We start from the raw sequence: 19,604 nt of genomic DNA on the forward strand, positions 1-19,604 counted from the left end.
CAGATAGTAACTCAAGCTACTTAAATTTCAGAAATAGGCGGGTCAGTGATGGAAAAGCAAGCTCAAAGATGGTATAACCGCTATAGCGGAACTTTAGTGTTCTTCAGCTTAGCAGTCTTCATCAGTTTTAATTCTAATTTCTTTCCTTATACTATTGCAGGTCGGCTATGCGCCCTAGTCTGGCTCCTGGCCTTTACTTTTGCAATGTTTACAGGCGAATACCTAGTTAGCCATGTTGAAGTAACAGGCGAAGTGCGCTACTTGCAAGCCACCTTGATGACTAGTAATTGGCTGCTTGCAGCTGTAGCGCTAGTGCTTTTTACCCTGTTCTTCAGTAAATAGCCCCTTTATGCGCCCTCTTGCTGGCTAAGCTCGTAACTTATCAGTTTCAATTGATGCACAAAAAAAGCGTTAGTTCTTACCACTAACGCTTTTTTTAATTTAGCAATTATTTAATAACTGCTAAATTAGATTATAAAACACCCAAAAGGTATTGCATAACCAACTTAAGAATATCTGTAAAAATTTTCATTATTCACTACACCCCTTACTATTAAGATAGGCTATTGCCTCCTGTTATATTATAGCTTTATAAGAAATAAAAAACCAGCCTTTATTTGCTTTTATTTTTTTATTTAGCTTTAAAAATTTAAAAATTAGCAATTTTCACCACCATAATCTGGGTAGAATACCATGATTACTGGGTTATTTCTCACCCAGTTGTTGACCCGAAATTAAGCGAATCAAAAATTTATTGCTAAAAAATTGTTGTTGTCGAGATGAGTGCCCAGGCACATCTTCTGCTTATTAGGAAAATGAGAGTATAGCTAAAATGAGTACTGACGCTGCATAAAATAACCCTAGTTAGTGTTATCGCCTTCCACCGACTGGAACATAAATGAATATAAACTCTCTGTTTCCCAAAACTTACAGTAGAAACTCAAGCAACTGCCGTAAGTGGCTGTACGGCAGCTTCGCCTTAGATCTAGTCTCCTTTACTAGAAGGAATTGGCATGATTGATTTTGCTGAATTAAAGCTACTATTGTTATAATCAGATTCGAATAGTAAAATAAAGACTGGTTTTTTAATTTTTCTAAAGTTATAATACCAAAGGAGACAATAGTCTATCTAATTATGGGAGGTGTGTTATATATGAAAATCTTTAAAGAAATCTTTAAGATGATTATGGAATTCCTTGGTTACATTGCTATCTAATTCATTAATTATTTCAGCTAGTTGCTGAAATTCAAAAAAGCGTTAGTTTTTTATGTGAACCCCGAAGTTAAGACAACTTCGGGGTTTTTATGATGACTAAATTATCTAAACAAGACAAAATTGATATCTTTAATCTTTGGCAAAACTATCAGGTTGGGTCTAAGGAATTGAGTCACCGTTACCGGGTTAATCCATCGACTATTAATTATCTCTTGGCCCTCATTAAGCGTCATGGCTTAGTTATTTTGGATCAGCCATATACAAGCTATTCAATTGCGTTTAAAGAGCAGGCGATTAGGCGGGTGCTAGTCAAACACGAGTCCACGTATCAAGTATCACTTGATCTGGAACTAAAAAGTTCCGGCATGTTGGCCAATTGGCTGCGCCAATACCGTGAAAATGGGTATAATGGCGTTAACCACCAGAAAGGACGACGACGCCATGACCACCAAAAAAGAGCAACTGATCAAGCAGGAGAACCACCGCTTAAAGCAAGAGAACGAGCGCTTACGCCAGCAGAACTTGCAGCTGACCATCGAGAACGAATTCGTAAAAAAATTGCAAGCTTTAGTCGACCAGCGGGCCAAGAACCGCAAGCCGCGGAAATAGCCCAGGCAGTTACCGAACTAAAACACGAACTCAAAGTTAGTGTGACCTTTATTCTTGATACCATTAATGCCAATCCTGACCTACCACACTTGTCGCGCAGTAATTACTACTACACGCTTAAGAAGAGCCATCAGGATCAAGACAACGAAGCCGTAATGGTAGAAATCAAGGGCATCTATGAAGAACATAAACATCGTTTGGTTACCGCCGCATTACCCTGGAACTCAGGCGGCGTGGCCTAATAATCAATCACAAGAAAGTGCAACGCCTGATGAGCAAGCTAAAACTCTTTGGCTTAGTCAGTAAACGCTGGCACAAGTATTCGAGCTACCGCGGTATCCAAGGACCAATCAAGCCCAACTTGGTTAAACGCAATTTGGGGGCGATTTACCCTGAGCACAAGTGGTATTCAGACGTGACTGAATTTAAATTAAAGGGTCAGAAGACTTACCTGTCACCCATCATTGACGGCTGCACGCAGGAGATTATTGCTTACACCATTTCACGTAGCCCTAACCTCAAACAGACCATGGACATGTTAAGGCAGGCCTGGCTCAAGCACCCAGGTTTGAACGGTCTGGTCTTTCACACGGACCGGGGTTGGCAATACCAGCACCCGCAATGCCAAGCCTGGCTTAAAGACCACGGCATCGACCAGTCCATGTCACGCAAGGGCAATTCCTTAGATGACGGACTGATGGAAGGCTTCTTTGGCATCTTAAAAAGGGAAATGTTCTACGGCTTTGAACAAAGTTTCAAGAATATAACTGTACTAGAAGAAGCAATCAGAAGGTATATTACATACTACAATACCAAAAGAATCAAGACCAAACTAAAAGGACTAACCCCGCTTGAATATCGGGAGCTAGTCCTCAGCCAAAATTTATTAAACTGTCCTAATTTTGGGGTTCACATCAATGTTACTCGGTTTTTTTAGGGGTTTTTAATTTTTAAGCGCTTAAGCCGGCGCCTGTTCTTGACCAGTAACTTTTTAATTTCGACTATTTTAATGCTGATTTTAGCCTTAAACCCTCACTCTTCACCAACATTCAAGCTAGTACTTTTTGCGATTTTTGCGATCATCTTGTCTTCCGGTCTCGTTTTAGATTATCCTTACCCAACCGAATTATTCGACGGCAAGGTGCAAGCTAGCGGGGGCGGCGTCTGCATTACCATTAGTCGCTTTGGTGCAGCTGCCGGAACCTTTCTTTTACCAGTTCTAACCAGAGTCGGTGGCACCAGTTTGGCAATCCTGGTTTGTGCGGCAGTTTTGTTTAGCGGTTATCTTGTTTGCTTATTCTGGGCCCCTGAAACTTCACCTAAGTATTTAAAGCGAAGCCATCAAAAAGGCCGCTAAATATAATTTTTTGAAGCACCACCCCAGTTTCACGTGAAACAGCAGTTAAATCTTGAAAAACACCCCCAAAAAATATAGATAAGTTAAACTCATCTATATTTTTTGTTACACGTGAAACTAAGTTATTTTTCTTCATACCATTCAGTGTGGAAGACGCCGGCGCGATCATTTCTTAAATAAGTATGCGCTCCAAAGTAATCGCGTTGACCCTGAATTAAGTTGGCTGGCAGACTTGGATTGAAAATCGATTCTAAGTAATTAAGTGCTGCACTTAAAGTCGGCGTCGGAATACCAGCCTTAGTTGCTAATTCTACCACTTGGCGCAAGGCAGGCAGGTTCTTTTCCATTAAGTCTTTAAAGTACGGATCCTGGAACATATTAACCAATACTTTGCCATCAGCGTATGCCCGCTCAATATCTTTTAACATGGCAGAGCGGATGATGCATCCCGCTTCCCAAGTTTGGGCAATTGCTGGGTAACGCAAAGCCCAACCATAAGCATCAGCGGAGAGTTTCAATTGCTGAAATCCTTGAGCATAAGCCACTGCTTGACTCAATTGCAGAGCTTGCTCCAAATTATCAATCAAGTCAGCAGGCACTTCACCTTGCCAAGTGATTTCCTTGCCTTCACGCGTCGACGCCTTAGACATGAAGCGGCTAAGCACGGCTTCAGCAATTACGCTAATCGGCGCACCTAAACTGACACCATCTTCTAGCATCCAGTTGCCCGTTCCCTTGTAGGAAGCTACGTTCAAGATGTGATCAATGATATGATCCGCAGTCAAGTCATCTTTTTGCTTCAAGACCTCGGCTGTAATCTCACTAAGGTAGGCTTGAACCAAGCCCTGGTTCCACTTAGCAAAAATTTCAGACATTTCATCATTACTTTTACCAGCAATTTTGCGAAGAATATCATAAACTTCTGAGAATTCCTGCATAATCCCATATTCAATTCCATTGTGAACCATCTTTACATAGTGGCCACTGCCCTCAGGACCAATAAAACTAACGCAAGGCTGTCCTTCAGCGTTTTTAGCGGCTACTGCCTTCAGAATGGGTGCTACCGCCTGGTAGGACTGTTCATCGCCTCCTGGCATCATTGCTGGGCCATTTAGGGCACCTTCTTCTCCACCTGATACGCCCATACCGATAAAATGGATCCCCTGATCTTCCATTTCATGAAAACGGCGATTGGTATCGTGAAAGTTCGAATTACCACCATCAATTAGAATATCACCTTGATCAAGAAGCGGTAACAACGTGTGCAAGGTTTCATCGACTGGTTTTCCAGCTGCGATTTGAATTAAAATTTTGCGTGGTCGCTCAAGAGAATTAACAAATTCTGTCCAAGAATAAGTTGGTTTCAACTTGTCATCTTCATACTGGGCAAAAGAATCAACTTCCTCTTTAGTAATGCTAAAGCCAGAAACAGAAAAACCACTGTTTCTGACGTTTAAAGCAAGGTTCTTACCCATAACGGATAAGCCAATAATCCCGAATTGTTGCATATTTAATCCTCCATCATTAAAATTTATACCTTTTCATTATACTTGTAAGACAGCAAAAAAGCGAAACTTTGAAAAAGTTTCGCTTCTTGCTATTTCTAATATTAAGTATTAGTGTGCTGAAGCACCTGAAGTTGTATCAGTTTCTGCATCTGCTCCTGAAGTAGCAGTTGAAGCTGAGGCAATCTCTTGGTCAACACCATACTTTTCAGCAAAGTAGCTGAATGGCTTCAAATCTTCTGCTTGATACTTCTTAACGAATTCAGCATCGCCAAGCATGTTCAATTCAGTTGAGTAAGGCATGTCATGAGTGAACTTAATGTCAACTAACATTGGTCCATCCATTTGCTTGAATTCTTTGACTGCATCTTCGAATTCTTGCTTGGTGCGAACAGTTACACCCTTAACGTTCATACCTTCGGCAACCTTAGCCCAGTCATTATCTGGCATAATAACACCAGATAATGGTTGGTTAGATTCATCTACTTGTTCAGCTTCGATGAAACCTAAAGTTTCGTTAGTGAAGACAACGTTCATAATGTGCATGTTGTAACGAGCTTCAGTTAATAACTCCTGGCTCATCATTGCAAAACCACCGTCACCACTCAAGTTCCAAACTTCACGGTCTGGGTGAACAGTTGCAGCAGCAAGTGCAGCAGGTGAACCAAAGCCCATAGTTGCATATAGGCCAGAAGTTGCCCAAGTTTGCTCATCATGCAGGTTAACTAAGCGTTGGAAGTCAATGTTAATGTTACCAACATCAATAGCAAATTGTGCATTGTCGTCAGCATATCTATTAATAACTTCAAAGATTGGTTCACGGCGTACAGGCATTTCATCTGAGTTTTCAAAGCTGTGTACCCATTCATCCCAGTTTTCACGGTCAGCAAGGCCGGCCTTGTAAATTGGGGATTCTTCACGAGCCGGAGCAGCGTCAATAATTGCCTGCAAAGTCTTGGCACCATCAGCTAAGATTGGTACATCAACAGCATGGCGTTTGCCCAATTTTTCTGAGTCAACGTCGATTTGAACAATCTTAGCCTTAGGAGCAAAGAAGAATGATGAGAATGGTGAGTCGTTACCAACCCAGATAACAGCATCTGCATGCATTTGAATGTCGTCACTGGCTTTTGGAGCCACACGACCAATTGAACCTAAGTAAGCTGGGAACTTATCTTCCACAACACCCTTAGCCATAACTGATGACATTAGCGGTGTCTTGAACTTGTCAGCAAAAGCCTTTAAGACGTCGCCGTGACCCTTCATACCTAAACCAAAGTAGACAACTGGATTCTTAGCTTCTGAAAGAATCTTAACAGCTGCATCAACTTCGTCCTTCTTAGGTGCAGCATAGTTAGGGATAGCTGTCATTGAGTTGTAAGTTACACGGAAATTATCATTAATCTGTGCCCAACCGAAGTCCTTAGGCAGAATCAGCACTGCAGGACCTTTCTTAGCATATGCTTGACGGATAGCTTCATCCATCATGCGTGGAAGTTGGTCGGCTGCTTTAACTTGGTGATTCCAAACCGCAACTGCATCAAACCAAGGCTTTTCATCAAAAGCTTGGAAAGCATCCATGTCTTGACGACCAGTCGGAACGTTAGCAACAATTGCTACCATTGGAGTCTTGTCGTACTTAGCATCGTACAAACCGTTCATCAAGTGAACGGCACCAGGTCCAGCAGAACCAAAACATACACCAAGTTTACCGGTGAGCTTGTATTCAGCTCCAGCTGCCAAGGCTCCGGCCTCTTCGTGCCGAACCTCAATAAACTTCATCTTGTTTTTAAAATCGTGGATCGCGTTCATTGTTGAATCGAATGAACCACCCGGGAAACCATAAATATGATCTATGTGCCAGTCCAAGAGAACTTGAAGCATAGCATTTGAGCCATTAATTTTTGTCATTTGAAGTGCATCTCCTTAAAATACATTTACTTACACACTACATTAAAACATATAATTTCACAATTTCAAGGGTAGAAAATTCATGATGCGCTAAAGATGTAAGCGCTTATTAAAGATATTAATTTCACAATATTACGGTAAACGTTTACGGGGTTTCAATATTACCAGTAAAAATATTTGTGATTATTCGAACATTGACCCAATTATTGCGCTTTTTTTGCTGTCTATTGTTTCAAGAAAAAAATTTTAAATTTTACTAAATTTATTTTTGAATTTTTACATATCGGCCATTTTGAACATAAACACTCAGTATGGCTATATCGGCTGGATTAACTCCCGAAATTCTTTCCGCCTGGGCAATTGTTTCCGGCCTGATCTTAGCAAACTTCTCGCGTGCTTCGGTTGCCAGGCCTTCAATTGCTGCATAATCAATATCATTAGGAATCTGCTTAGCTTCCTGGCGGTGCAGACGGTCAATCTGCTGTTCTTCTTTCTTAATATAGCCAGCATACTTGACGTTGATCTCAACTTGTTCCTTAATATAGCGCTCAAGCGAAATACGCTTCCCCGTTAAGCGCTCAATGTCATCAACCGTTACACGGGGGCGGCGCAAGAAGGCATCAGCCTTGACCGCCGTCTTGAGTTCATCTTCACCAATCTGTTTAAGAAACTCCTGCACCTGGTCATCCGGATGAACCGTAATCGTCTTGACCGCCTGGTGGGCTTGGATAAGTTGCTGCTTTTTGGCCAAAAACTTAGAATACCGCTCCTCAGAAATCAGTCCCAGCCTAAAACCAGCATCGGTCAAGCGCAAATCAGCATTATCATTGCGCAAAATTAGCCGATACTCCGCCCGCGAAGTCAGCAAGCGATACGGCTCTTCGGTCCCCTTAGTAACTAAATCATCAATTAGGACACCAATATAGGCTTGGTCACGACCCAAGGTGAATCCCGGTTGCTTGGCAGCCCTAAGGGCAGCGTTGATGCCTGCAATCAGTCCTTGACCCGCAGCCTCTTCATAGCCTGAAGTACCATTCATTTGACCAGCCGTGAACAGGTTCTTGATGTTCTTTGTTTCCAGCGTATGCTTGAGCTGCCATGGATCAACCACATCATATTCAATCGCATAACCCGGTCGCATCATTTCAGCGTCTTTTAGTCCTGCTACCGTATGCAGCATTTGTAACTGAACTTCTTCCGGCATGGACGTAGAAAAGTCACCAACATAAACTTCGTTAGTGTTCCGCCCCTCCGGTTCCAAAAAAATCTGATGACGTGGTTTATCGGCAAAGCGGACTACCTTAGTTTCGATTGATGGACAATAGCGGGGTCCAACCCCGGTAATCTCCCCAGTGAACATTGGCGAGCGCTCTAAGTTAGCATTAATAATCTTGTGCGTATCCTGATTAGTGTAAGTCATCCAACAAGAAACCTGGTTTGTGCGATAGTCTTCGTCCTTGCTTTCATAAGAAAAGTGGCGCGGAGTTGCATCACCTGGCTCCTCTTCAGTTTTGGTATAGTCAATCGTGCTGCTATTGACCCGCGGCGGTGTTCCAGTCTTGAACCGCCGCAACTTAAAGCCTAGCTTTTCCAGGTTTTCCGATAGCTTGATGGCTGGTATGGTGTTATTAGGACCGGAAGAATAGTTTAATTCACCAATAAAAATACGGCCGCGCGCCGACGTACCGGTAGTTAATACGACACTTTTAGCATAGTAGCGGGCACCAGTATTCGTGATTAAGCCCTGGCAGACCCCATCTTCAACAATCAGTTCATCGACTGTTGCTTGGCGCAGGGTTAAGTGCGGCGTCTGTTCAATCACATTCTTCAGATACTCATGGTACTGCCACTTGTCAGCCTGGGCCCGCAGCGCTTGGACCGCTGGTCCCTTACCCGTATTTAACATTCGCATCTGAATGTAAGTGGCATCAATCGCCTTGCCCATTTCACCGCCAAGTGCATCAACTTCACGCACTACCGTCCCCTTGGCTGGCCCGCCAACGGATGGGTTACATGGCATGAAGGCAACCATATCAAGGCTAATTGTTAACAGCAGCGTCTTTTGGCCCATTCTGGCACTCGCTAGCGCCGCTTCCGTACCAGCATGACCCGCACCAACAACAATTACGTCATAATCATTCGAGTCGTAACTCTTAATCATCGTTTCACCTATTTTCCTAAACAAAATTGACTAAACAGTTTGTTAACCAGTTCATCCGGACTACTTTCTCCGGTGATCTCACCCAGCGTCTCCCAAGCACCGTTGAAGTCAATCTGGGCAATGTCCACCGGAACATCACCGGTTAGGGCCTGAACGACGTCTTGCAGCTGTTGTTTGGCCTGCTCCAGCAGTCCCACCTGCCGCTGATTAGTGACCATTACTTGGTCATTAGAATTCTCTATCCCGCTGAAGAATAGGTCCTTGATTGCTTCTTCCAATTGATCAAGGTTTTTTTCGTGCAGAATCGAGGTAGCGATCACTTGGCTTGCAGTCAACTGCTTAAGCTGATCGACGGTTATCTGCTGGCCGAGATCAATCTTGTTCAAAATCGCAATCCGCTTCTTTCCGGCAGTTGCAGCAATAAGTGCCCGATCTTCGGCAGTTAGTGCCCGGCTGGCATCAAAGAGAAGCAAAACCAAGTCTGCTTTAGCCAGAGCCTTTTTTGAGCGTTCGACTCCAATCTTTTCTACCTTATTGTCAGTTTCACGAATACCGGCCGTGTCAATTAACTGAAGCGGCACCCCCTTAACTGCAACATATTCTTCCAGTGTATCGCGGGTGGTACCAGCAACGTCGGTAACAATCGCCGTATCGCTCTTAGTCAAGTAATTAAGTAGTGACGACTTACCAACATTGGGCCGGCCGATGATGGCCGTTGCCAGACCATTGCGCAAAGCTGTCCCTTCCGCAGCTGTCTCTAGCAGTCTAGCAATCTTACCCAGCACCGACTTGGACACAATTATCATCTGATCGGCTGTAATAGTATCAGCATCATATTCAGGATAATCAATGTTGACTTCAACATTGGCTAACGTGTCCAAAAGCTCTTGCCGCATGGCCTGAATTTTACTTAAGAGGCCACCTTCAAGTTGGCTTTCAGCAACTTGCCGGGCGCGGTCAGTCTTAGCCCGCACAATATCCATCACACTCTCGGCCTGCGTCAGGTCAATTCGGCCGTTAACAAAGGCCCGCTTGGTAAACTCTCCAGCCTCGGCCATTCGTGCACCACGCTTTAACAGCAGCTGGAGAATGCGGTTGGTCACAACAATTCCGCCGTGACAGTTGATTTCCACGATATCTTCACGGGTAAAGGTTTTTGGGGCCCGCATTACCGACACCATCACCTCATCGATTACCTGCTGATCCGCCGGATCAATTAAGTGTCCGTAATGAATAGTGTGGCTTGGCACCACCGTTAAGTCGCCGCCCTTGAATACACCATTGGCAATCTTGACTGCAGCTTCACCAGACATCCGCACAATTGAAATACCACCCTCGCCAATGGGTGTTGAAATGGCAGCAATTGTATCGAATTCGGTTAAGGTTTTGACCATGATTCTACTCCTTTTTCCAAACAAAAAAGCGCCATATAGCACCATGAATAGCCATGATGTATAAAGCACTTTGACTGCTTTAACTAAAATCACTTTAGATTATTCTTATTTTTTACGTTTTAAGCGTTTGTAAGTCTTCCGTAACTGGCGTTGGCGTTGGCGTTCTTGTTCAGCCTTGGCCTTTTGCTCGCGCCGGTACTTAACTGGGTTCTGCAAGATAAAAGTCTGAACCACCTGGAAGAGGTTGGAAATTACCCAGTACAGGACAATTGCTGACTGGAAGTACAAGCCCATCGCACCAACCATCACTGACATACCATAGGTCATTATCTTAGTTGAAATGTTTTGGCCGCTCTTTGGCGTTGACAACTGACTAATATAAGTTGAAACAAAAGTCAAAGCCATCGATAGAAGTGGCATGATAAAGTAGGGATCCGACTTACCCAAATCCATCCAAAGGAAGTGCCCCGTCTGCAATTGCGGCGTCTGCCAAATCGATCCGTACAAGGCATACATGACCGGCAGTTGAATAATCAGTGGCAGAAAGCCAGCGTATGGATTAATCCCAGCTTCTTTATAGAGCTTGTTAGTTTCTTGTGAAAGCAAGGTCCGGGTTCCCGTATCATTACCCACATACTTCTTGCGCAATGCTTCTATCTCGGGCTGGATACTCTGCATTTTAGTGGTACTCTTAATCGAAATCGCACTTAATGGATACAGAATTACCCGTACAATAACTGTAAAGACAATGATTGCCCAACCATAGCTGTTATTCATCAACTTGGCTAGCCACAGCAGAAACGTTGACATGTAATAAATGACCCAACGATTCCACCAGTTACCACTAGTATGGGACACTGGCGCTGGCTTACCACTGGATGCAGCACAACCCGTTAGGACAAGGGCCAATGCGACAAGCGTTAGCAGCACCAGTACCCGCTTGACATTCTTTTTGCTTAAAATGTCTCTCACTCTAATCTTCCTCAACTTTATCAGGTATTTCTTCTATCATATTGGCCAAAAAAAGTGCATGGAGCAAGTTCTTCCTTACTTCTGCCATTCTAAAGTCGCGCGCATAAGGCCGCGCTATCACCAAAAAATCGGTATGTGGCGCTAGGCGCTGCTTGTTATCAGTTAACACAGCTCGAATATAACGTTTGAGACGGTTGCGGACTACCGCAGTATGGCCGACCTTTTTACCGACCGAGATACCCACGCGAAAGTGGGTATTTTCTGGTCGAGTAATCCGATAGACGACAAAGGCCCGGTTTGCTACTGAATTACCGGCTTTAAAAACTCGCTGAAAATCCATTTCAGACTTAACTCGATAAGACTTCCTCACAACGTTTCATTCCACTCTTTGATATTAAAAAAACCACTGGGATTTCAGTGGTTTAAGCAGATAAGACTTTTCTACCCTTTGCACGACGTCTAGCCAAAACCTTGCGGCCATTAGATGTACTCATCCGTTTCATAAAGCCATGAACCCGTGAACGATGACGCTTTTTAGGTTGGTAAGTTCTTTTAGTTGTCATTAAACTACACCTCCAATAATGTGCCAGCTGCACAATTTAGTAACTAGAATACCATGGATACAGTAAAAAACCAAGCAAAAACGAAAAAAAGATGGTCTTCTTTACAATTTTGTCAATTTAGTTTTACTGTAAATCTGCCTTCGCTATCTCAAGGCCTTCGCTATCTCAAGGGAAGGATAATGACCAAGAGCTGGCAGATCTGTATCAAGCGGACAACTATAGACCATGTAATAATCTTCTGCATCCTTTTGAGCTGTCAATTCTGCCAGCTTTTGTTTAGCCAGCTCTACGCTTGGAGTGATAAAAACCACCGCTATAACGCCAACCTTTTCTGCTCCACTATGCTCTACACTACCCTTAAGGATCACTTTGAGGTTGCCGTCATCCTTTAACCCTAGTTCAACATAATCTTGGTACTTCATCACTTGCCTCCTTAGCGCTACTTAAAATCTTATCTATATTCTTCAAAATCCAATAGATATAACGGCACTATAACGCTATAATAGAGATAAGTCAAAAAATATTTATCTTTAAGGAGTTAAATTATGAAAAGAATCCGATTATTATTTGCACTAGTTGGCCTTGTTATTCTTGGGGCTTCATTTAGTACTGGTGAATCAATCAATGCCGCCACCTTCGTCTGCAAGTTACCCGCAGTAAGTAAGCCCCAACCCAAGCTTAGCAAGATTAACGTAAACTACGATCAGCTCACTAAGCAGGCTACTGTAACTGGAACCGCTAAGGGCCTTAAGCGCGTTAAGCTCATTCATAATAAGAAGAGACAGACCGTTAAGGTTAATCCCAAGGGCACTTTCAAGGCCCAGGTTAAGATCAAGGATTACCCAACTTTGACCTTACATGGCCTTAATCATCGCGGCAAAAAGGCTAGTCCTAACGTCAAGGTGACCGCTGCAGCTTACGCTGCTCCCAGCCCGCTGGCAGTTAAAGGAGTACGAACAAGCACTGGCATCACGTACGAGTTAACTACTCACAAGGGCTGCATGCTTAACTTCTATTATGGCAACGAAAAGGTCTACTCTACCCAAGTCGAATCTGCACAGTCACAAGTTACCTTGCCTGCTACTCTCCTTGAAGGAAAAAGCGGCTACTTTACCGTGCGGCAGGAACAAGTTAATAAGAAAATCAGTCCCGCAACTAAGGCAGAGATTCCCCAAGTTGGGTTTTCATTTGCAATCAACAAATGATTTACGGTACTATGATTCAGTAAATATCACGTACTAAGATCACTATACGGAGGTTAATGCAAACATGCATCATTTCAAAAAGGCACTCTCAACGGTTATGCTAGCAGTAGTAGCCCTGTCAATCGTTGGTTGTTCCAACTATTCGAGTAAATCAAGCACCAGTAACAGTACCAAGACCGCAGAGCATAGTAAGAGTTCTGCTCAAAGGACTAACGAAGCCGCACTAAAAGACTTTGACAAAATAAAAGTCGGCGACATGTTGAACAAGGGTATCGGCGGTACGACTCTTGAAGAGAGTAAGACGCTCTTAGGTAAGCCTACTTCAACTACTAGCATGAAAGTCGGCAAGCAGAAGATTAAAGCCTACATTTGGGAAAAATCTGACATCAGATTAGCCCTACAATTCGTCAAAAATAAAGTAGTCAATAAGTCAATCGGAGGCCTTAAGTGGACAAGAACTGGTCCTAAGGCAACTCTGAAAGATTACAATGCAGTCAAAGAAGGCAGTTCACTTGCCAGCTTAACCAAAAATTTTGGCCAGCCAGATGTCATGAGCACCAATACTATTCAAGGTAAAAAGACTGTTGTGGTGGTATATAGTACCGGCATTAATAAAAAGACCAGCAAGAAGTCCGAAAACTCAACCGCCAACATGACTTTTTCCTTTATTAACGACAAACTAAAATACAAAAGCCAGACCGACATCAAATAACAATGATAATAATAAAGGCTTCCTCTTTAAAAAGGGGAAGCCTTTTTGTTCAATAAGCATACTTTTCTGCTTATTAATGATATCCCATCTTTATTATTAAACATATATTAACCTTAAAGAGAATGACCACATGACTAACTTAAGACACAAGCTGGCGGAAACTATCTCCTTGACAGGATGTTACCTAATTACGCGAGGCAAAGAATCCCAGACCCAACAAACTACCAAAAAGAAAGTATCAAAGCAATACCTGCAAAATGAAATGAATCTTAAAAAAATTGATCAAATTCAAGTTAGGAACTCAGCAAAAATCCGGTTGTCGCTTCTACTGATTTGCTTCGAACCTTGCAGACATTAAGGCTATCCTGGGTGAACCCGACCATGCCTCTGACGTCGACAACAGGAAAGGACAAGATTAAGTCATATATCTTAAAAAAGCCAATACCGTCATTTCAGGCCAAGGAGACAGACTCAGGCAAGAAATAAAGTAAGACGCATACATAATAAAAGTCATATTTGGATTAAATAATGCAAATATGACTTTTTAGCCTATTCTTATTTCTATCAATCATACTAAGTTAAGAAGGAAGTTACCCAATGTTTACATCTATTAGTTATTAGTTTTACTTTTGAAGGAGAAAATTCATGAAGAATAAATTTACAAAAGCAACAGCCCTGTCATTAGCAATTTTTAGTTTGGGCTCAGCAATTCAAGCAGCCCCAGTTCTTGCTCAAACAGTTTATTATAAAGGCTCTCGAATTAACTGGGATTATGGTAGACGTATGGGCGCATGGAGCTATTCTAACGTTTCTAGCCATAAGTATTCACATTCAGCTACTGCAAACAGTTCCTGGTCGGGTTGGAAATCTGCCGGCACTACAGCAGATGCACAACAATTTGTTGGTACTGGAACAGCGTATGGTTACTGGGACGCCAGAGGTTAAAGACAATTGAACTTTCAAAACAAAAAGATTAAATTACTTACTCTTTTTTTAGTTGCTTGCCAGAGTATCTTACTTACTTTGCTTGCGGCTTTTTTTATCGGCAAGAATTATAATCATACTATTTCAACTTATCCTAATGTAAAAAAAGAAACAATTTATTTAAAAGATTTAAAAAACAAACAAAGAAGCGACATTCTTAGCTTCTTTGCTGAAGAAGCAGACAAAAACAAACTCGTAATAGTGAGAACCGAGCAACCAGTATCACAAAATGGTGCCTCTAAAGATGTAAAAATCGGGGTACTGGGAGACATTAACAAACATCCTTTACCACTTTTTTTTGCTGGACGCAAGATAGTATCTTCAGCCCTATTAAATAAGTTGTTACAATCATCTGATTCAGTAACAATCGGCAATGCTTTAAATTATAGGAGCATAGCTGAAACCCCCAACTTTGCTAGTGGTCAAAATTTAGTCTTGTTCAAGCTTGAGGATTTAGTTAAACAGAGTGGTAGCATTAATGGTACTTATCAAGTAATCGGTCTTAGTTCTGACCAAAAAGTTACATTTTTAACTAAATTATCATCAGTTACTCACAAAACCAAAAAACAATTACAAACTACCCTAGGTGGAAAAGTTGAGGAACAGGGGCTGATGCCCACAATTATAATAGCTGGCCTTGTCTTAAATGCTGTAGGCCTCCTAATCCTTCTTTTACTAACCTTGTTACAATCACTAACTCTATTAGGTGACTTAGTTTTATTAGGTTGGTCAAAATATTATTTTTTACTAAAACTTTTTTCACCATATATTATTGCAGCGTTCAGCATGTCCATATTTGTTGTACCTTTAGGTATACTCATTTCCGGCAATTTTTTGTCACTCTGGTCACTATTTTTTATCGTTAACCTAGCAAATTGCATCATAGTGGCAGTTCTGTCCCTTCTTGCTAGTTTAATGATCACAACTATGTCCTTCTTGGATGTTTTGAAACATAAGTTTCCTCGTAAATCATTATTGATATTCTCGATTCTCGGTTATGTAATATTAAGTGTTAGTATTATCTTCGGATCTTGGGCCTTGGACGGGCCACTAAAGACATTAAATGAAACCTATCAAATGTCACAAAATTGGCATAAAGTTTCCAACTTAACTATTATAAAAGATTCTCAATTCGGAAATCAAAATCAAAGTCACCAGGATGCACTTAAATCAAGAAGTAAAGACTTTTATTTATGGTATAAAGATATTTACCAGGAAAAAGGCGTCTATCTTATTGGTACAACAATATATACACCTAAAGTAGTTGAAGCACTGAGTGAAACTGATAATTCTTTACCTTTTAACAAACCTTTTTTATGGCTAACAGTTTCTCCTAATTACTTAAAAAAATTGGACATAAAGATTTCATCCAATCTTCTCAGTGAAGCAGAACAGGGCAAACGGCTTTATTTACTTCCACCTACATTTTCACCAGAAACGAAAGTTAAGTTTAAAAAATGGCTTCAAACAAACGATACACGATCCATTAGTCCTACGGACACACCAACAGTTTTCAATCAAAAACGACAATTTTTATTTAAATCCTATAAATCTGAAAATACCTTCTTTACTTGGGCAACTAAAACTGATGAACCACTGCAGATGAAGCAAACAATTATTTTAGTTGCTACTCCAGCCAATATGACCTATTTTGAAAGCGACAATTTAAGTGCCCAAGGGCTAAACGGTTTAATAAAGTTTGATATTAGTAAAATACCAAATAAGAAAAAAGAAAAAATTTTTACCAATATTAGAATTAATAAATATCATCCAACATTTGATAGCATCGGCAACTATATTAAAGGCCTCCAAAAAGACCTTAGTTATACGATTTACCTTTTTGGCGGTATCGGTGTAGTCCTCCTTTGTTTATCACTAGTACTGGTTTATGTTATTTTGCGCATTTACCAAGTATCTCAACAAGAACTATTTAACGTTAAAAAGTTTTTGGGCTTTAGTATTTTTGACATTTATAACAAGCCACTAATCTTTTTATTAATCACTTTTATTGCTGAGTTACTATCAACCATTTTAATTCGTTCAAGGGCTGGAACACTGGTTATTATCATTAAATTCATCACACAAATGCTGTTCGTTTTGCTTTATCTGTGTCATAGCAGCATTAAGCAGCTTCTAAATAACCTAAGGGAGGAATAACTATGTCACAAGAAATTGTTAAGCTTAATCAAATTACCAAAAAATACGGTCAACGAACAATACTTGACCAATTTTCAATGACTGTTAACCGCGGCGATTTTATAGCTTTACTAGGCCCATCTGGATCAGGAAAGTCAACGATTTTGAATATTATCGGCTTACTAGAAAAATTTGATAACGGTACATACTTATTAGATGGTATATCCGCACCCAACGCTAACAGTCATAAAGCTACACTAGCAAGGAGAAACAAAATAAACTACCTCTTTCAAACCTTTGCCCTCGCCTCTAACATGACTGTTCTACAAAATTTGAAACTAGCCATGCGCTTCAGCTCTATACCTAAGCAAGGAATAAACGATAAAATTGCTACAATACTACAAAAAGTCGAATTATCTAATCGCTTAAATGATACAGTTTCTACAATGTCCGTTGGCGAAAAGCAGCGGGTAGCTTTAGCTAGAGCTTTTTTAAAACCTGGTGAATTGATTTTAGCAGATGAACCAACAGGTTCACTTGACCCCAAATTATCTATTCAGGTACTACAGTTAATTAAAAATTTGCAACAAGACCAACACAAAACAATCGTGATGGTTACCCATAACATAGACTTGGCTCAAGAAACTGATTATCAAATATCACTTACGAATAATAAAAAGTAATGTAACTTAAGACAGTTTAAATAAAAATATCAGGTATACTAAAATAATACATGATTACTTTTTGTAAGGGCTAACTTTCACTAATTTAGAGGGAGTTGGTCCTTTATTTTTCATTGTATTATTTGGACCTTCTCCTGTACTATTACCTGCAGCTTCTAGTAACTACTAACAACCTATCAAAGAACCAAGCAATGGTCTTTGATCTTAGTTTGTTAGTAACGAAAGAGTACACCATGGACATTTTATCGAATCAACTAGTGTGCAAGTGTCAGTTTCATATCATTGGAGTGTTAGGATTAAACAGTACTATCACATCTATATTTAACTTACTAAAAATAAAACAAGACAAAACATAAAAGCTGCATTCCGATTGAATATCAGAATACAGCCTTAACAAAAATGATTTGATAATTAATATTAATTATATCTATTAAACTAGTATCTAGTTCTCGGTGAACAAAATCTTACTCCATGATTTTAAAAAAATGACTATCAAAAAATTCATTGCCAAATTTTCCTGGTCATATTTAGCCTTAACCAATAAACATATAAACTGCATATAAATAATCTAAAATTGTAATAAACATCAAAATATCCCCTCCTCTTATTTTATTAAGAATATTAACTATGTAAAACTTAATAAACCCAAAAAATTCACATTTGCGTTTTTTTAACCACATATGAATTTTTAATTACTTAATTTATTCTCTTTAAGAAATCGCTCTAATTCTTTGCCGTACTCTGGCATACCTAAGAAAATAACTATCTTGACTGATTTTTGGCATTCATCTATGTAAATCGAGTTACCAGTTGTGTGATACTTAACGAAGTTTTTAAGTAAGAGTAGTAGATTTTTATGAAAAAATAATTCCGGACGATTCGGAAACGACTTGGCCATGACAAAAAGGGATTTAGTTTCGGCATATCTCTTATTTTCAATACACAAAAACAACAAATTGGTAATAATTCCTAATACTCTTATTTGAACATCTAAACTATTGCTAGCACTGAATTTTTTTATAGCTTTCCGGGCAATCAAGAAATTACTGTCAAGGTCATATAGTCGCATAAAATTACAATAGGTTGCTAAAGTTTGCTGGTCAAAGTCACTAATATTAAATATCCTGTTTCTAATTGCCGACTTGGTTTTTTCGTCTAGGTCATCAATGTTATTGTTTACCAGGGCTATGTAACCTTTAACTAGAGTTAATAAATTATCTTTATTGGGTAATCGACCCTGTTCAAGTAATGTTTTGATGTGCTCAAGTTTACTAAGCGAGCTTTCGTAATAGGCCTCATTGATTAACCTTTTTAATTCATATTCATGGTTATACTGCAGACTTTTTTCCAGATTGATATTTTCAAAAAACTCCGCCACGGAGATGCCATTATAATCGAGCAAATTAATCAGGTCATCCGCTGCAATCCGGTTGAGACCCTTTTCGATTTTAGAATAAAAAGACGGACTAATTGCAGTTCCAGCCCACTCTTTTTGGGTTTTATTGGCTAGTAACCGATAATGCTTTAACAATTCATTGGTTTTCATTTTTCTTAACCCTTAAAATTAGTTTATATTATTAATTTTGCTTTCATTATACCACCAATCAATGAAATATCAGGTTTTTTTAGCTTTTAGTATACCATTTATGCATTATTTGCTATAGCCAACTTTAGTTAACCTCTGCTACACTTTCCCGTTTGATTGGCACGCTGGGAGGATAACCATGCCGTTACTCTAAACACAAGTTAAAAACTAGACCACTAAATCAAGCATCCTTCACGGGGATGTTTTTATGTTAAGACAAAAACCCCTTGCCAGTTATGCTCCAACCGCCAGCACCAGCTAAGCAAAGACCACGCTTGTTTAAAAAATGACCATCTTTTACCCCCTTTGGCAGCAAGCCACAGCACTTTACACAAGCTTGTCCACAGTCCCCAGCTTGTTTAAAAACTTATTCACAGTATGTGGATAGTTCGCTAAGCAAAGCGCGAAAAGTATCTTTAAATCAGCAAAAGTTTTGCACAGCAATAGCTGACAATAAGTTTTAATCCTTATCCAATCCGGCTGAATTTGTGTATTTTACTGCTTTTTTTATCCACATCTTGTTAATTTGGAATTCTTTTTGTTCACCTGTGGAAAACATTCTGCTGAGATGGTAAAATGAACATTGCTTAACGTTATCGGAGGGGACTATT

15 protein-coding genes and 2 pseudogenes are annotated in these 19,604 nt (G+C 40.4%); 8 read left to right on the forward strand and 9 right to left on the reverse strand.

What is annotated here, in order from left to right:
* Nucleotides 1-48 precede the first annotated feature (48 nt).
* The 3 genes and pseudogenes from R8389_RS07785 to R8389_RS07795 all read left to right on the forward strand — a co-directional run.
* Nucleotides 49-342, forward strand: coding sequence for a hypothetical protein (locus R8389_RS07785; protein WP_317637459.1), 294 nt, complete (start codon nt 49-51; stop codon nt 340-342).
* Nucleotides 343-1,308: 966 nt separating this feature from the next.
* A pseudogene (locus tag R8389_RS07790) lies at nt 1,309-2,762 on the forward strand (IS3 family transposase).
* Nucleotides 2,763-2,882: 120 nt separating this feature from the next.
* A pseudogene (locus R8389_RS07795) lies at nt 2,883-3,182 on the forward strand (MFS transporter); the annotation flags it as partial.
* A gap of 122 nt (nt 3,183-3,304) precedes the next feature.
* Here the strand turns inward: R8389_RS07795 and gndA are convergent.
* From gndA to R8389_RS07835, 8 genes are all read right to left on the reverse strand, one after another.
* Nucleotides 3,305-4,690, reverse strand: a complete 1,386-nt coding sequence (gene gndA / locus R8389_RS07800; RefSeq protein ID WP_317637460.1) for an NADP-dependent phosphogluconate dehydrogenase — start codon at nt 4,688-4,690, stop codon at nt 3,305-3,307.
* A 108-nt stretch (nt 4,691-4,798) separates the two neighbouring features.
* Nucleotides 4,799-6,598 (reverse strand): pyruvate oxidase, encoded by a 1,800-nt coding sequence (gene spxB, locus R8389_RS07805; RefSeq protein ID WP_317637461.1) that lies wholly within the window; start codon nt 6,596-6,598, stop codon nt 4,799-4,801.
* 262 nt (nt 6,599-6,860) lie between these two features.
* The gene (gene mnmG / locus R8389_RS07810; protein ID WP_317637462.1) at nt 6,861-8,759 is read right to left on the reverse strand and encodes a tRNA uridine-5-carboxymethylaminomethyl(34) synthesis enzyme MnmG; all 1,899 of its coding nucleotides are present in this window, start codon (nt 8,757-8,759) and stop codon (nt 6,861-6,863) included.
* An 8-nt stretch (nt 8,760-8,767) separates the two neighbouring features.
* The gene (gene mnmE / locus R8389_RS07815) at nt 8,768-10,153 is read right to left on the reverse strand and encodes a tRNA uridine-5-carboxymethylaminomethyl(34) synthesis GTPase MnmE (RefSeq protein WP_317637464.1); all 1,386 of its coding nucleotides are present in this window, start codon (nt 10,151-10,153) and stop codon (nt 8,768-8,770) included.
* Between the two features lie 105 nt (nt 10,154-10,258).
* Nucleotides 10,259-11,125 (reverse strand): membrane protein insertase YidC, encoded by an 867-nt coding sequence (locus R8389_RS07820; protein ID WP_317637465.1) that lies wholly within the window; start codon nt 11,123-11,125, stop codon nt 10,259-10,261.
* 1 nt (nt 11,126) lies between these two features.
* The gene (gene rnpA / locus R8389_RS07825; protein WP_317637466.1) at nt 11,127-11,495 is read right to left on the reverse strand and encodes a ribonuclease P protein component; all 369 of its coding nucleotides are present in this window, start codon (nt 11,493-11,495) and stop codon (nt 11,127-11,129) included.
* Between the two features lie 52 nt (nt 11,496-11,547).
* Complete coding sequence (gene rpmH / locus R8389_RS07830; protein WP_003549412.1) at nt 11,548-11,688, reverse strand: 50S ribosomal protein L34; 141 nt, start codon at nt 11,686-11,688, stop codon at nt 11,548-11,550.
* A 143-nt stretch (nt 11,689-11,831) separates the two neighbouring features.
* The gene (locus R8389_RS07835; RefSeq protein ID WP_317637467.1) at nt 11,832-12,110 is read right to left on the reverse strand and encodes a hypothetical protein; all 279 of its coding nucleotides are present in this window, start codon (nt 12,108-12,110) and stop codon (nt 11,832-11,834) included.
* Nucleotides 12,111-12,233: 123 nt separating this feature from the next.
* Between R8389_RS07835 and R8389_RS07840 the strand changes: the two genes are divergently transcribed.
* From R8389_RS07840 to R8389_RS07860, 5 genes are all read left to right on the forward strand, one after another.
* Nucleotides 12,234-12,893, forward strand: a complete 660-nt coding sequence (locus R8389_RS07840) for a hypothetical protein (RefSeq protein ID WP_317637468.1) — start codon at nt 12,234-12,236, stop codon at nt 12,891-12,893.
* A gap of 64 nt (nt 12,894-12,957) precedes the next feature.
* Nucleotides 12,958-13,605, forward strand: coding sequence for a DUF3862 domain-containing protein (locus tag R8389_RS07845; protein WP_317637469.1), 648 nt, complete (start codon nt 12,958-12,960; stop codon nt 13,603-13,605).
* A 645-nt stretch (nt 13,606-14,250) separates the two neighbouring features.
* Nucleotides 14,251-14,550: a hypothetical protein gene (locus R8389_RS07850; protein ID WP_317637470.1), complete on the forward strand. Its 300-nt coding sequence runs from the start codon at nt 14,251-14,253 to the stop codon at nt 14,548-14,550.
* 6 nt (nt 14,551-14,556) lie between these two features.
* Nucleotides 14,557-16,746, forward strand: coding sequence for a hypothetical protein (locus tag R8389_RS07855; protein ID WP_317637471.1), 2,190 nt, complete (start codon nt 14,557-14,559; stop codon nt 16,744-16,746).
* A 2-nt stretch (nt 16,747-16,748) separates the two neighbouring features.
* On the forward strand, nt 16,749-17,408 hold the full coding sequence (locus R8389_RS07860; protein WP_317637472.1) for an ABC transporter ATP-binding protein: 660 nt from the start codon (nt 16,749-16,751) through the stop codon (nt 17,406-17,408).
* 688 nt (nt 17,409-18,096) lie between these two features.
* On the opposite strand, the gene R8389_RS07865 is transcribed toward R8389_RS07860, so the two are convergent.
* On the reverse strand, nt 18,097-18,954 hold the full coding sequence (locus R8389_RS07865) for a helix-turn-helix domain-containing protein (RefSeq protein WP_317637473.1): 858 nt from the start codon (nt 18,952-18,954) through the stop codon (nt 18,097-18,099).
* Between the last annotated feature and the right edge of the window lie 650 nt (nt 18,955-19,604).

This window comes from Lactobacillus xylocopicola (assembly GCF_033096005.1).
In the GTDB taxonomy this organism is placed as follows: Bacteria; Bacillota; Bacilli; order Lactobacillales; family Lactobacillaceae; genus Lactobacillus; species Lactobacillus xylocopicola.

Bases quoted from the DNA above. Each gene is read 5' to 3' on its own strand.
- R8389_RS07865 (WP_317637473.1), bottom strand. From the start codon at position 18,954: ATGAAAACCAATGAATTGTTAAAGCATTATCGGTTACTAGCCAATAAA.
- spxB (WP_317637461.1), bottom strand. From the start codon at position 6,598: ATGACAAAAATTAATGGCTCAAATGCTATGCTTCAAGTTCTCTTGGAC.
- mnmG (WP_317637462.1), bottom strand. From the start codon at position 8,759: ATGATTAAGAGTTACGACTCGAATGATTATGACGTAATTGTTGTTGGT.
- gndA (WP_317637460.1), bottom strand. From the start codon at position 4,690: ATGCAACAATTCGGGATTATTGGCTTATCCGTTATGGGTAAGAACCTT.
- R8389_RS07785 (WP_317637459.1), top strand. From the start codon at position 49: ATGGAAAAGCAAGCTCAAAGATGGTATAACCGCTATAGCGGAACTTTA.
- R8389_RS07835 (WP_317637467.1), bottom strand. From the start codon at position 12,110: ATGAAGTACCAAGATTATGTTGAACTAGGGTTAAAGGATGACGGCAAC.
- R8389_RS07850 (WP_317637470.1), top strand. From the start codon at position 14,251: ATGAAGAATAAATTTACAAAAGCAACAGCCCTGTCATTAGCAATTTTT.
- mnmE (WP_317637464.1), bottom strand. From the start codon at position 10,153: ATGGTCAAAACCTTAACCGAATTCGATACAATTGCTGCCATTTCAACA.
- R8389_RS07845 (WP_317637469.1), top strand. From the start codon at position 12,958: ATGCATCATTTCAAAAAGGCACTCTCAACGGTTATGCTAGCAGTAGTA.
- R8389_RS07860 (WP_317637472.1), top strand. From the start codon at position 16,749: ATGTCACAAGAAATTGTTAAGCTTAATCAAATTACCAAAAAATACGGT.
- R8389_RS07840 (WP_317637468.1), top strand. From the start codon at position 12,234: ATGAAAAGAATCCGATTATTATTTGCACTAGTTGGCCTTGTTATTCTT.
- rpmH (WP_003549412.1), bottom strand. From the start codon at position 11,688: ATGACAACTAAAAGAACTTACCAACCTAAAAAGCGTCATCGTTCACGG.